Below are 13,661 nucleotides of genomic sequence, written 5' to 3' on the forward strand. Positions count from 1 at the left end.
ATCTTAGCCGAGCGCGGGTTTCTTGCGCTGTCCGATCGATGACGGCACGCCAAGCGCATCGCCGACCTTTGCGCTGGATCAAACCCGCGGCCGCTCAGCGAGATGCGGAGGTCGCCAGGCGCTGGCGAGCCTCCAGCGCCGCCCAGATGCGCTGCCGCGTGGCGTCGTCGGCGCTGCGCCAAACGGTGATTTCCTCCAGCGTGCGCCAGCAGCCCGCGCACCATCCGCGCGCCTCGTCCAGGCGGCATACGCCGACGCAGGGCGAAGGCCAAAGGCCCTGATCAGGCCGGCGGCGGCGGGCGGCCTCCAGGGTGACCGGCTGCGAATCAGCCGCAGGGTGCGACCCGGCTTGCGGCGCCGCGGGCTCGCGGGCTGTCGTCACCGCTGGCCCCCTCCATTGGCCCCGCAGGCAACCGCCCGCCGCGCCAGCAGCGCGCGCCCGGCGCGCGAGCCGCTCGGGCGGCCCAGCCGTTCGCTGATCCAGGCGCCGGTCTCGGCCAGCGCCTCCAGATCGATGCCGGTGTCGAGACCCAGGCCGTGCAGCAGATAGACCACGTCCTCGGTGGCGACGTTGCCGGTGGCCCCACGGGCGTACGGGCAGCCGCCCAGCCCGCCCACCGAGGACTGGAAGTTCCACACCCCCAGCTGCAGCGCCGCCAGCGTGTTGGCCAGCGCCTGGCCGTAGGTGTCGTGGAAGTGGCCGCTGACGTGGTCGAGATCGTAGTGCGCCAGCACCGCCTCCAGCGCGCGCTGCACCTTCCGCGGGGTGCCGACGCCGATGGTGTCGGCCACGTCCACGCGCTGCACGCCGATCGCCTTGAAGCGGCGCGCCACCTCGCCGACGCGCGCCGGGGCCACCTCACCTTCATACGGGCAGCCGACCGCGCAGCTGATCGCGCCGCGCACCGCCACCCCGGCGGCGCGCGCCTGCTCGACCACCGGGGCGAAGCGCTCGATGCTCTCGGCGATCGAGCAGTTGATGTTCCTCTGGCTGAACGCCTCGCTGGCGGCGCCGAACACCACGATCTCGTCGGGCCGGTCGGCCAGCGCCGCTTCCAGCCCCTTGAGGTTCGGCACCAGCACCGCATAGCGCACGCCGGGCTGGCGCTGGAGGCCCGCCATCACCGCGCGGTTGTCCGCCATCTGCGGCACCCACTTCGGGCTGACGTAGCTGGTAACCTCGATCTCGCGCAGGCCGGCGGCCTGCAGCCGGTGCACGAGCTCGATCTTGACCTCGGTCGGCACCGGCTGGCGCTCGTTTTGCAGCCCGTCGCGCGGGCTGACGTCGACGAGGCGCACGCGGGCAGGAAGGCAGGCCAGGCTCATGCCGCTCATGATGCCACCTCCGCCGCCAGCCGCAGCAGCTCGGCGCCTTCGGCCACCTGGTCGCCGGGGGCGTAGAGCAGCTCCTCGACCACACCGTCGCGCGGGGCGGCGATGGTGTGTTCCATCTTCATCGCCTCCAGCACCGCCAGCGCCTGGCCCTGGGTGACGCGCTGCCCGGGCTGCACGAGGAAGGCGACCACCTTGCCCGGCATCGGCGCGGTCAACTGGCCGCCCGGCGGCCCGGCGGCATCCGCCGCGTGCGCCAGCGCGTCGATCCAGGTCACGACGTCGCGGCCCTCGGGCGTGAAGACGTGCAGCCGCTCGCCGTCGGCGTGCACGCTGGCGCGCAGATCCAGCGCGCCCCATTGAACGCGCAGCGCCCAGTCGCTGCCGTCGTCGGCGCGCCAGAGGAGCGGGTGCTCCGGCGCGTCGGCGCCCGAGCCCAGGCGCAGCCGCACCCCGCCGCCGCGCGGCCACACGAGCGATGCCGCCTCCGTCTGCCCGTTCCACTGCAAGGTCAGCGGACGCTGCCGCGGCTGGGCGCTGGCGAAGCCGTCGCGCGCGCTCCACGGGTCGGCATCGGCCTGCGCCTGCCAGCCGTGCAGCACGTGCGCCACCGCGGCCGCGAGCGCCGCCTCGCGCGGCAGCCCCGAGGGCTCGAACAGCGCCGCGGCCTCGCGCTCGATCAGCGCCGTGTCCAGCCGCGCCTGCGCGAACGAGGCGCTGCGCACCACGCGGCGCAGGAACTCGACGTTGTTGGCCACGCCGACGACGTGCAGCCGCGCCAGCGCCTCGTCCAGGCGCTGGAGCGCCTGCTGGCGCGTGTCGCCGCGCACGATCAGCTTGGCGATCATCGAGTCGTAGTGCGGGCTGATGACGTCGCCCTCGCCGACGCCGGCGTCGAGCCGCACGTCGCCGACCTGAAACGCCACGTGCGCCGGCGCGCGCAGCACTTGCAGCCGCCCGGTGGCGGGCAGGAAGCCCTTGGACGGGTCCTCGGCGCAGATGCGCGCCTCGATCGCGTGGCCGCGGCAGGTCAGTTCATGCTGCGACCACGGCAGCGGCTCGCCGGCGGCCACGCGCAGCTGCCACTCCACGAGGTCGAGCCCGGTGATGGCCTCGGTGACCGGGTGCTCCACCTGCAGCCGGGTGTTCATCTCCATGAAGTAGAAACGCAGCGCCTCGGGGTGGTCGTAGCCGAGCGGCTGCTCGACGATGAACTCCACCGTGCCGGCGCCGATGTAGCCGACCGCGCGCGCCGCGGCCACCGCCGCCAGCCCCATGCGCTCGCGCAGTTCCGGCGGCAAGCCCGGCGCCGGCGCTTCCTCCAGCACCTTCTGGTGGCGCCGCTGCACCGAGCAGTCGCGCTCGAACAGGTGCACGCAGTGGCCGTGCGCGTCGGCGAAGATCTGGATCTCGACGTGGCGCGGGCGCTGCACGTAGCGCTCGATCAGCACCGCCGCATTGCCGAACGCCGCCTGCGCCTCGCGCTGGCAGGCCGCCAGCGCCTCGTCGAACCGTTCCGGCGCATCCACGCGGCGCATGCCCTTGCCGCCGCCGCCGGCGCTGGCCTTGATCAGCACCGGCCAGCCGATGCGCTCGGCCTCGGCGCGCAGCACGCGCGGATCCTGCTCGGCGCCGTGGTAGCCCGGCACCAGCGGCACGCCGGCGGCCTCCATCAGGCGCTTGGCCTCGGCCTTGAGCCCCATGGCCGCGATGGCCTGCGGCGGCGGGCCGATGAACACCAGCCCGGCGTCGGCGCACGCCTGCGCGAACGCCTCGTTCTCGCTCAGGAAGCCGTAGCCGGGGTGGATCGCCTGAGCGCCGGTGGCGCGCGCCGCCTCCAGGATGCGCTCCCAGCGCAGGTAGCTGTCGCGCGCCGCGGCGCCGCCGATCGGCACCGCCTCGTCGCAGGAGGCGACGTGGCGCGCGCGCGCATCGGCCTCGGAATACACCGCCACGGTGCGCACGCCCAGCCGCCGCGCGGTGGCCGCGACGCGGCAGGCGATCTCGCCTCGGTTGGCGATCAGGATCTTGTCGAACATCCGCCATCCTTCCTTGACGATGCCGGCCGCCACGCCCCCCACGGGCGGCGCGGCGACGGCCGCGGTCTCACGTCGTCGCCAGCCAGGCCGGCCGGCGCCTGTTCAGAAACGCCTGCACGCCCTCGCGCCCCTCGGCGCTGGCGCGCACGTCGGCGATCGCCTGCACGGTGCGCGCCACCAGCGCGTCGTCCAGCGCCGCCTCGGCCACGTCGTCCAGCAGCCGCTTGCACGCCGCCAGCGCCTGCGGCCCGTTGGCCGCGAGCTGGTCGGCGAGCTGGCCAACGCGCTCGTCCAGCTGTCCGGCCGGCACCACCTCGTGCACCAGGCCGATGCGGCGCGCCTCGGCGGCGTCGAAGCGCTCGGCGGTCAGCATGTAGCGCCGCGCCGCGCGCGCCCCCATCGCGCGCACCACATAGGGCCCGATGGTGGCGGGGATCAGCCCGAGCTTGACTTCGCTCAGGCAGAAGCCCGCCGTCTCGGCCGCCACCGCCAGGTCGCACGCCGCCACCAGCCCCACGCCGCCGGCGTAGGCGTCGCCGTGCACGCGCGCGATCGTCGGCTTGGGGCAGGCATGGATCGTGCGCAGCATCGCCGCCAGCCGCCCGGCGTCGGCCAGGTTCTCGTCGCGGCCGTAGTCGGCCATGCGGCGCATCCAGTTCAGGTCTGCCCCGGCGCAGAACGCCGGCCCCTCGGCGGCCAGCACGATCACGCGCACGTCGGCGCGCGCGCCCAGTTCGGCGAACGCCGCGGTCAGCGCGGCGATCAGCTCGTCGTTGAAGGCGTTGCGCAGCTGCGGACGCGCCAGCGTCACCGTGGCGCGCGCACCGTGAACCGTCACGTTCAGGTCAGCCATCGTCCCCTCCCTCACATGCGGAAGACGCCGAACGTCGTGTCCGGGATCGAGGCATTGAGCGCCGCCGACAGCCCCAGCGCCAGCACGCGGCGCGTGTCGGCCGGATCGATGACCCCGTCGTCCCACAGGCGCGCGGTGGCGTAGTAGGGGTGGCCCTGGCGCTCGTACTGCGCACGGATCGGGGCCTTGAACGCCTCCTCCTCCTCAGCGCTCCAGCTGCCGCCCTTGGCCTCGATGGCGTCGCGGCGGATCGTGGCCAGCACCGACGCCGCCTGCTCGCCGCCCATCACGCTGATGCGGGCGTTGGGCCACATCCACAGGAAGCGTGGCGAATAGGCCCGGCCGCACATGCCGTAGTTGCCGGCGCCGAAGCTGCCGCCGATGATGACGGTGAACTTGGGCACCTGCGCGCACGCCACCGCCGTCACCATCTTGGCGCCGGCGCGCGCGATGCCGGCGTTCTCATACTTGCGGCCGACCATGAAGCCGGTGATGTTCTGCAGGAACACCAGCGGCACCTTGCGCTGGCAGCACAGCTCGATGAAGTGCGCGCCCTTGTCGGCGCTCTCGGCGAACAGGATGCCGTTGTTGGCGACGATGCCCACCGGCATGCCTTCGATGTGCGCAAAGCCGGTGACCAGCGTCGTGCCGTAGCGCGCCTTGAACTCGTGGAACTCCGAGCCATCCACCAGGCGCGCGATGATCTCGCGCACGTCGAACGGCTTGCGCGCATCGGTCGGGATGACGCCGTAGAGCTCCTCGGCCGGGTAGAGCGGCGCGCGCGGCGCGCGGCGCGCCACCGGCCAGTCCTTGCGGCGGTTAAGCCGCGCCACCGCCTCGCGCGCCAGCGCCAGCGCGTGCAGGTCGTTTTCGGCCAGATGGTCGGCCACGCCCGACAGGCGCGTGTGCACGTCGCCGCCGCCCAGATCCTCGGCGCTGACGACCTCGCCGGTGGCAGCCTTCACCAGCGGCGGGCCGCCCAAAAAGATCGTGCCCTGGTTCTTGACGATGATGGTCTCGTCGCTCATTGCCGGCACGTAGGCCCCGCCCGCCGTGCACGAGCCCATCACCACCGCGATCTGCGCGATGCCCTGGGCGCTCATGTGGGCCTGGTTGTAGAAGATGCGCCCGAAGTGGTCGCGGTCCGGGAACACCTCGTCCTGGTTCGGCAGGTTGGCGCCGCCCGAATCGACCAGGTAGATGCACGGCAGGCGATTCTGCTGCGCGATCTCCTGCGCGCGCAGGTGCTTCTTCACCGTCATCGGGTAATAGGTGCCGCCCTTGACGGTGGCGTCGTTGCAGACGATGACGCACTCCACCCCCGCCACACGGCCAATCCCGGCGATCAGCCCGGCGCACGGCGCCTCGTTGTCATACATGTCCAACGCCGCCAGCGGCGCGATCTCCAAAAACGGCGTGCCGGGGTCGAGCAGCATCTCGACGCGCTGGCGCGGCAGCAGCTTGCCGCGCGCCACGTGCCTGGCGCGCGCAGCCTCGCCGCCGCCCTGCGCCACCTGCGCCAGGCGCGCCTGCAGGTCGTCCACCAGCGCGCGCATCGCCGCGGCGTTGGCCTGGAAGTCCGCCGAACGGGGGTTGAGTCGAGAAGTCAGCACGCTCATGGTGCGCCGGATTGTGGCGTCAAGGCCGCGCACGCGACATAGGGGCGGCCCGGTGCGGAGGTTGCATAATGCGCCAACCATGTCGCCCGATCCGCAACGCCCGTCGCGCCGGCGCGCGCCGGTGGCCGCCACGCCGATGGCGTTCGTGCGCGCGATCGCCCTCGGCTACCGGCTGCGGGGCGCCGATCCCACGGCGGCGCTGCGCGAGGCGGGTCTCGGCAGCGCCGACCTGCGCGACGCGCAGGCGCGGTTGACCAGCCTGCCGTTCGAGCGCCTGGCGCTGCGCGCCATGCGCGAGCTGGACGACGAGGCGCTGGGCTGGTTCACCCGCCGGCTGCCGTGGGGCAGCTACGGCATGCTGGCGCGCGCTTCGCTGACCGCGCCGACGCTGGGCGTGGCGCTGGCGCGCTGGTGCCGCCACCACGCGCTGCTGACCGACGAGGTGGTGCTGACGCTGCAGCGCGACGGCGCCGTGGCGCGGCTGACGCTGCACGAGCGCGTGGCGCCCGGCGCGGCGCTGCCGGACGTTGCCGAACGCGCCATCCTGCGCGAGTTCGCGCACGTCTCGCTGCTGCGCAACGCGCTGGGGCTGTCGGCGTGGTGGATCGACGCGCGGCTGCCGCTGCTGGAGCTGGACCTGGCGTTTGCGCCGCCGGCGCACGCCGACGTGCACGCGCTGCTGTTCCCCGGCGCGCGGCTGCGCTACCAGACCGCGCGCACCGAGGCGCGGCTGGCCGCGGCGGTGCTGGAGGAGCCGCTGCGGCGCGACGAGGCGGCGCTGCGCGCCATGCTGCCGCAGGCGATCCGCCTGATGGTGCGGCCGTACCGGCACGACCGGCTGCTGCTGGAGCGCGCGCGACTGGCGCTGCGTGCCCAGCCCGGCGCCGACACAGCGCAGCTGGCCGCGCTGCTGCACGTCTCGCCGCGCACGCTGCAACGCCAGCTGGCCGCCGCCGGCACCACGCTGCACGCGCTGCGCGAGCGGGTGCGGCAGGAGCTGGCCGAACAGCACCTGCTGCGCACCGCCTGGCCGGTCAAGCGCGTGGCCGCGGCGGTCGGCTTCGCCAACGACAAGAGCTTCCAGCGCGCCTTCCGTGCCTGGACCGGCTGCAGCCCGGCGGCGTGGCGCGAGCGCGCGCGCCGGTCGGCCGGCGACGATATCGGTGCATGCTGATATGCTTGAGGGATGTCAACGATGCCCCCTCGCCGCCCGACCCTGCGCGCCCTGGCGGCCGCGCTTGGCGCCACGCTGGCCGTGGCCGCCGCCCATGCCGAGCCCGCCCCTGCGGTGGTGGAGGCGCTGGAGTCCTACCTCGATTTCGTCGACTACGGCGGCGGGGTGATGTTTCCGGAGCAGCTCACGCGCGAGGACTGGCCGCGCTACGTCTTTATCGACGCGCGCGACGCCGGCCAGTACGCCCGCGATCACATCCCCGGCGCCATCCACATCGAGTGGCGTCGCGTGATCGCCGAGCGCGCGCGCATCCCGCGCGACCGCCCGGTGCTGCTGTACTGCAACACCGGCTCGCTGTCGGCGCAGGCGGCGTTCGCCCTGCGCCTGGCCGGCTGGGACAACGTGCGCGTGCTGCAGGGCGGGCTGGAGGGCTGGAAGGCCGCCGGCCGCCCCGGCGTGGCCGACACGCCGCGCCCGGCCGCCGCGCCGCGGCACTGAGCGCCGGCCCGGCGCGCGTCCTTGATCCCGGTCAACCCCGCACGATACCCGCATGGGTATCCTGCCGACTTCGTCATCCGCACGCAGGAGCCCACCATGCCTATCGTCGACCACAACGACCTGATCTGCGACATCAGCGCCCAGCTCAACCAGCTGCGCAAGGCCCAGCCCGAGGCGATGCGCGGCTTCTCGCAGCTGGCACAGGCCTCGATGGCCGACGGCGCCATCAGCGCCAAACACAAGGAGCTGATCGCGCTGGCCATCGGCATCACGCAGCGCTGCTCGGCCTGCATCGGCTACCACGTGCGCGCGCTGATCAAGCTCGGCGGCACGCGCCAGGAGCTGGAGGAGCTGCTGACGATCTGCACCTACATGGGCGGCGGCCCGGCGCTGATGTACGCCGCCGAGGCGCTCAAGTGCTGGGACGCGATGACCGCCGAGCAGGTCTGCGCCGCCCCGGCCACGGCTTGATGCTCCGGGCTCAGCTCGAGCGGCACATCGGGCCACTCAACGGCGCCAGAACGCGCGCGTGAACAGCACCAGCACGCTGAGCAGCTCCAGCCGGCCGAGCAGCATCGCAAAGCTCAGCACCCACAGTTGGAACGGCGTCAGCCCGCCGTAGTTGCCGGCGGGCCCGACCTCGCCCAGCCCCGGGCCGATGTTGTTGACGGTGGCGATCACCGCCGAGAATGCCGTCACCACGTCCAGCCCCGACAGCAGCAGCAGGAACGCCAGCCCCACCGTGGCCGCGCCGTAGATCAGCATGAAGCCAAGCACCCCGTTCATCACCGCCGCCGGCACGGCCTGGCCGCCCAGGGTGACGGGATTGACCACGTGCGGGTGCAGGATGCGCACGAGTTCACGGCGCGCCTGCTTGATCAGCAGCACCATGCGCACCATCTTGATGCCGCCGCCGGTGGAGCCGGCGCACGAGACGAACATGCCGAGAAACAACAGAAACACCGGGATGAACGGCGGCCACTGCAGATAGTCGGTGGTGGCGTAGCCCGTGGTGGTGGCCAGCGACACCACATGAAACGCCGCCATGCGCAGCGCGGTCGGAAAATCGGCATACACCCCCTCCACCGCCAGCATCCCGGCCACCCAGGCGATCGCGGCCAGCAGCACGGCGGCGTAGGTGCGGATCTCGCGGTCGGCCCACAGGGGCTTGAGCGTCAGCCCGCGCAGCACCATGAAGTAGCGCAGGAAGCTGATGCCGGCCAGCGCCATGAACACCACCGCCACCCACTCCACCGCCGGCGACTGAAACGCCCCGAGGCTGGCGTCATAGGACGAAAACCCCGCCAGCCCCATCGTCGTGCACATGTGCATGAAGGCATCCGCCCAGCCCATGCCGGCCCAGCGGTACGACAGGAAGCACGCCACCGAAAACGCGAAGTACACCGTCCAGAGCCCGCGTGCGGTCTCGGCGATGCGCGGCGTGAGCTTCTGGTCCTTCATCGGGCCGGGCGTCTCGGCCTTGTAAAGCTGCATGCCGCCCAGCCCCAGCATCGGCAGCACCGCCACCACCAGCAGCATCACCCCCAGACCGCCGACATACTGCAAAAAGCAGCGCCAGACGTTGACCGACACCGGCAGCCGCTCCAGCCCCGACAGCGCGGTGGCGCCGGTGGCGGTCAGCGCGCTCATCGCCTCGAAGTAGGCGTGGTGCCAGGTGATGCCGGGCACCATCCACTTCAGCGGCAGCGCCGCGTAGGCCGGCAGCACCAGCCACACCAGGTTGACCAGCACGAAGCCGTCGCGCGTGGCCAGTTCCCGCCGCTGGCGCCGCGTCAGCAGCCACAGCAAAGCGCCGCTGACCAAGGTCAGCCCGGCTGCCTGCGCCCATTGCAACTCGTGCGTCATGTCGTCGTGGAACCAGGCCCAGCCCATCGGCACCGCAAACGCCAGCGCAAACGCCATCAGCACATGGGAGAAGACGTACAGCGTCGGCCCGAGCATACCCATGCCTGCTTCCCTCACTTGCGCCAGTAGCCCGGCGTGAACAGCACCAGCAGCGCCAGCATCTCCAGCCGCCCCATCAGCATCGCCAGCGTGCACAGCCACAGCTGCGGCGCCGTCAGCCCCGCGAAGTTGCCCGCCGGCCCGACTTCGCCCAGCCCCGGCCCCAGGTTGTTGACGCAGGCCACCACCGCCGACCAGGCGGTCTCAAACGGCATGTCGGTCAGCAGCAGCGCCATCGTCAGCACGGCGATGGTGCCGCCGTAGACCAGCATGAAGGCCTGCACGGCGTTGACGACCTCCGCGCCGACCGGGCGGCCGCCCAGCGTGACCGGGTTGACCACGCGCGGATGGATGATGCGCGTCAGCTCACGCCGCGCGAGCTTGAGCAGGATCAGCAGCCGCACCATCTTGATGCCGGCGCCGGTGGAGCCGGCGCTGGTGGCCACCCCGGACAGCAGCAGCATCCAGATCGGCGCGAACACCGGCCACTGCAGGTAATCGGTGCTGGCGTAGCCGGTGGTGGAGGCCACCGAGACGACGTTGAACGCCGCCAGCCGCAGCGCCTCGGCGCCGTCCGTCACCACGCCGCGCTGCACCAGCAGCCAGGCGATGAAGAGGCTGGAGCCGAGCATCAGCAGCCAGGTGCCGCGCCATTCGGCGTCGCGCCAGATGCGCATCGGGCTGCGCTTGGCCAGCGCGGCGAAATACAGCGCGAAGCTGCCGCTGGCCACCAGCATGAAGAAGGTGGCGATCCACTCCAGACGCGGCGAGTTGAAGTGCGCGAAGCTCGCATCGTGCGACGACATGCCGCCCAGGCTCATCGTCGTGAACATGTGGATCCAGGCGTCCAGCCACGACATGCCGCCCCAGCGGTAGGCCAGCAGGCAGGCCAGCGAGATTGCCGCATACACGCTCCAGAGGCCCTTGGCGGTCTCCTCGATGCGCGGCGTCAGCCGCGTGTCCTTCATCGGGCCGGTGGCCTCGGCGCGCAGCAGCTGCCCGCCCACACCCAGCATCGGCAGGATCGCCACCGCCAGCACCAGAATGCCCATGCCGCCGAGCCACTGCAGCAACGCACGCCACAGGTTGATCGAGGCCGGCAGCGCATCCAGCCCGGTCAGCACGGTGGCGCCGGTGGTGGTCATGGCCGAGACGGTCTCGAAATAAGCCTGCGTGAAGGTCAGGCTGCCGCCGTGCTGGCGGAAGAACATCAGCAGCGGCGCAGTGGCGATCGCCGGCAGCGCCGTCCACGCCAGCACCACCAGCAGCATGCCGTCGCGCGGCTGTAGATCGGGCTGCGCGCCTACCACGCGCCAGCCGATCAGCCACACCACCAGCCCCGCCAGCAGCGCGCCGACCATCGGCGTCACCCACAGCGCCGCGGTGCCGTCGTGCAGCGCCAGCGCCACCGCCAGCGGCGCCAGCATCGTCAGCGCGAACACCACGACGACGACGCCAAGGATGGGCGCGATGCGGACGAACGGCATGGCGACGGCGGCGGCGCGGATCAGCCGAAGAAGGTGGCGCCGACCTGAAACAGCTTCTCGACCTCGCGCACCAGGCGCTTGTTCGGGATGAAGATGACGATGTGGTCGTCGGCCTGGATCAGCGTGTCGTGGTGCGGCATCAGCACCTCGGCGCTGGGCCCTTCGCCGCGCACGATGGCGCCGATGCGCGCCCCCGGCGGCAGCTTCACCTCTTCGACGCGCCGCCCCACCAGGCGCGAGCTCTTGACGTCGCCGCGCGCCACGCCCTCCAGCGCCTCCGCCGCGCCGCGGCGCAGGCTGTGCACCGCCACCACGTCGCCGCGGCGCACGTGCGCCAGCAGCTCGCCGATCACCGTCTGCGCCGGCGACACCGCGATGTCGATCGTGCTGCCCTGCATCATCTCGGCGTAGGCGCGGCGGTTGATCAGCGCCAGCACGCGCCGCGCGCCGAGCCGCTTGGCCAGCATCGCCGCCATGATGTTGTCCTCGTCGTCGCTGGTCAGCGCGAGGAACAGGTCCATCTCGGCGACGTTTTCCTCTTCCAGCAACGCCTCGTCGGTGCAGTCGCCGTGCAGCACCAGCGTGCTGGAGGGCAGCTGGCTGGCCAGGTACTCGCAGCGCTTGGCGCTGGCCTCGAGGATCTTGACCTGGCACTGCCCCACCAGCGAGCGCGCCAGCCGCAGGCCGACCTTGCCGCCGCCGGCGATCATGACGCGCTGCACTGGCTTGTCGCGCGCGTGCAGCGCCGCCAGCACCGGCCGGATCTGGTCGTTGGCGGCCAGAATGAACACCTCATCCCCCGGCAGAATGCGCGTGGCCGGCCCGGGGTCCATCTCGGCGTCGAGCCGATACAGCGCCACCACGCGCATTTCCACGTCCGGCACGATGCGGCGAAACTCACCGATGGTGTGCCCCACCAGCGCGCTGCCGGCGGTGGCGCGCACCGCGATCAAGCACACGCGCCCGTCGGCAAACTCCAGCACCTGCAGCGCCTCCGGGTAGTCGATGAGCTGATGGATGTAGCGCATCACCGACTCTTCCGGGCAGATGACGTGATCCACCGCAAAGCCGCTTTTGCCGAGCAGGTCGCTGCCCTCCTCGAACTCCGGCGAGCGCAAGCGCGCGATGGTGGTGGGCACCTGAAACAGGTCGTGCGCGACCTTGCAGACCACCAGGTTGGACTCATCCAGCGCCGCGCAGGCGATCAGCATATCGGCGTCCTTGGCCCCGGCCTCGGCCAGCACGGAGGGCTGGATGCCGTTGCCGACCACACCGCGCAGGTCGAGCCGCTCCTCCAGCGCCCGCACCCGCGCCGGATCCTGGTCGATGACCGTGATGTCGTTCTGCTCGGACACCAGGCTCTCGGCCACGCTCTCTCCCACGCGCCCGGCGCCGAAGATGATGATGTTCATGGCGCGCTAATCATACGGCGCGCCTGTTGGGCTGCGCATGACACCGTCACAGCGCGCGCTGGATCAGGATCTTTTGCACGTCGCTGGTGCCCTCGTAGATCTGGCAGACGCGCACGTCGCGCCAGATGCGCTCGACCGGAAAGTCGCGCACGTAGCCGTAACCGCCCAGCGTCTGGATCGCCACCGAGCACACCCACTCGGCCGTTTCGCTGGCGATCAGCTTGGCCATCGCCGCCTCCTTCAGGCACGGCTGGCCGGCGTCGCGCAGCGCGGCGGCGTGCCAGGTGAGCTGCCGCGCCGCCTCCAGCCGCGCCGCCGCCTCGGCCAGGCGAAAGCCCACCGCCTGGTGCTCGAAGATCGGCTGGCCGAAGCTCTCGCGCTGTTTGGCGTAGTCGATCGCCACCTCCAGCGCGCTGCGCGCCATGCCGATGCTCTGAGCCGCAATGCCGATGCGCCCGCCCTCCAGCGCCGACAGGGCGATCCTGTAGCCCTCGCCTTCCTCGCCGATGCGGTTGTCCGCCGGGATGCGGCAGCCGTCGAAGCGGATCTGCGCGGTGTCGCTGGAGTGCTGGCCGACCTTGTCCTCCAGCCGCTCGACGATATAGCCGGGCGTGTCGGTGGGCACCAGAAACGCGCTCATGCCCCGCTTGCCGGCGCCCTTGTCGGTAACGGCAATGACGATGGCCACCTGCCCATTCTTGCCGCTGGTGATGAACTGCTTGACGCCGTCGAGCACGTAGCCGTCGCCGTCGCGCCGTGCGGTGGTGCGCAGCGCCGCGGCGTCCGAACCCGCGTGCGGCTCGGTCAGGCAAAACGCCCCCAGCATCTCGCCGCGCGCCAGCGGCGTGAGCCAGCGGCGCTTCTGCGCCTCGCTGCCGTAGTGCAGCAGGATCGCGCACACCGGGCAGTTGTTGACGCTGATGGCGGTGCTGGTGCCGCCATCCCCGGCGGCGATTTCCTCCAGCACCAAGGCCAGGCTAAGGTAATCCAGCCCGGCGCCGCCGTACTCCGGCGGCACGCACACGCCGTAGCAGCCGAGCTGCGCCAGCCCGCGGTGCGCCTCGTGCGGAAAGGTGTGGTCGCGATCCCATTGCGCCGCGTGTGGCCACAGCCGCTCGCGCGCGAACGCCCGCACCGCCTCGCGGATCATGCGCTGGTCGTCGTTCAGCAGCATCGTTCGTCTTCCTCGTCTCGATGGGTTCCGGGCGGTATCGCGCCGCGCGTCCGGCTCGGCCCGGCACGCCCCGCTGGCGCCGCCGGCGTCGATCCACTACGATCAGTC

12 protein-coding genes are annotated in these 13,661 nt (G+C 72.0%); 3 read left to right on the top strand and 9 right to left on the bottom strand.

From position 1 onward, the window contains the following. Positions 1-94: 94 nt before the first annotated feature. From Talka_RS02500 to Talka_RS02520, 5 genes are all read right to left on the bottom strand, one after another. Positions 95-382 (bottom strand): DUF1289 domain-containing protein, encoded by a 288-nt coding sequence (locus Talka_RS02500; protein ID WP_246100536.1) that lies wholly within the window; start codon positions 380-382, stop codon positions 95-97. Continuing rightward, a complete protein-coding gene (locus tag Talka_RS02505) occupies positions 379-1,326 on the bottom strand; it encodes a hydroxymethylglutaryl-CoA lyase (protein ID WP_143889755.1) in 948 nt (315 codons plus the stop codon). The genes Talka_RS02500 and Talka_RS02505 overlap by 4 nt, the downstream gene beginning before the upstream one ends. A 5-nt stretch (positions 1,327-1,331) precedes the next feature. Further along, complete coding sequence (locus tag Talka_RS02510) at positions 1,332-3,371, bottom strand: acetyl/propionyl/methylcrotonyl-CoA carboxylase subunit alpha (RefSeq protein ID WP_143889539.1); 2,040 nt, start codon at positions 3,369-3,371, stop codon at positions 1,332-1,334. Between the two features lie 67 nt (positions 3,372-3,438). Further along, positions 3,439-4,224, bottom strand: coding sequence for an enoyl-CoA hydratase/isomerase family protein (locus Talka_RS02515; RefSeq protein WP_143889540.1), 786 nt, complete (start codon positions 4,222-4,224; stop codon positions 3,439-3,441). 11 nt (positions 4,225-4,235) lie between these two features. Beyond that, a complete protein-coding gene (locus Talka_RS02520) occupies positions 4,236-5,843 on the bottom strand; it encodes a carboxyl transferase domain-containing protein (RefSeq protein ID WP_143889541.1) in 1,608 nt (535 codons plus the stop codon). A gap of 79 nt (positions 5,844-5,922) precedes the next feature. Between Talka_RS02520 and Talka_RS02525 the strand changes: the two genes are divergently transcribed. From Talka_RS02525 to Talka_RS02535, 3 genes are all read left to right on the top strand, one after another. Next, the gene (locus Talka_RS02525) at positions 5,923-7,017 is read left to right on the top strand and encodes an AraC family transcriptional regulator (protein ID WP_143889542.1); all 1,095 of its coding nucleotides are present in this window, start codon (positions 5,923-5,925) and stop codon (positions 7,015-7,017) included. A 21-nt stretch (positions 7,018-7,038) separates the two neighbouring features. Next, positions 7,039-7,515, top strand: coding sequence for a rhodanese-like domain-containing protein (locus tag Talka_RS02530; RefSeq protein WP_143889543.1), 477 nt, complete (start codon positions 7,039-7,041; stop codon positions 7,513-7,515). A 96-nt stretch (positions 7,516-7,611) separates the two neighbouring features. Continuing rightward, positions 7,612-7,986, top strand: coding sequence for a carboxymuconolactone decarboxylase family protein (locus Talka_RS02535; RefSeq protein WP_143889544.1), 375 nt, complete (start codon positions 7,612-7,614; stop codon positions 7,984-7,986). A gap of 36 nt (positions 7,987-8,022) precedes the next feature. Here the strand turns inward: Talka_RS02535 and Talka_RS02540 are convergent, their stop codons facing one another. Genes Talka_RS02540 through Talka_RS02555 form a run of 4 tightly spaced genes read right to left on the bottom strand, consistent with a single transcriptional unit; the run spans position 8,023 to position 13,553 of the window. Next, positions 8,023-9,483, bottom strand: a complete 1,461-nt coding sequence (locus tag Talka_RS02540; protein ID WP_143889545.1) for a TrkH family potassium uptake protein — start codon at positions 9,481-9,483, stop codon at positions 8,023-8,025. A gap of 11 nt (positions 9,484-9,494) precedes the next feature. After that, entirely contained in the window at positions 9,495-10,967 is a 1,473-nt protein-coding gene (locus tag Talka_RS02545; RefSeq protein WP_143889546.1) for a TrkH family potassium uptake protein, read from the bottom strand. Positions 10,968-10,987: 20 nt separating this feature from the next. Further along, positions 10,988-12,379 carry a Trk system potassium transporter TrkA gene (trkA, locus tag Talka_RS02550; protein ID WP_143889547.1) on the bottom strand — a complete coding sequence of 464 codons (1,392 nt, stop codon included), beginning with the start codon at positions 12,377-12,379 and terminating at the stop codon, positions 10,988-10,990. Positions 12,380-12,425: 46 nt separating this feature from the next. Next, positions 12,426-13,553 (bottom strand): acyl-CoA dehydrogenase family protein, encoded by a 1,128-nt coding sequence (locus Talka_RS02555; RefSeq protein ID WP_143889548.1) that lies wholly within the window; start codon positions 13,551-13,553, stop codon positions 12,426-12,428. Between the last annotated feature and the right edge of the window lie 108 nt (positions 13,554-13,661).

The organism is Tepidimonas alkaliphilus (assembly GCF_007556595.1).
Taxonomy (GTDB): Bacteria; Pseudomonadota; Gammaproteobacteria; order Burkholderiales; family Burkholderiaceae_C; genus Tepidimonas; species Tepidimonas alkaliphila.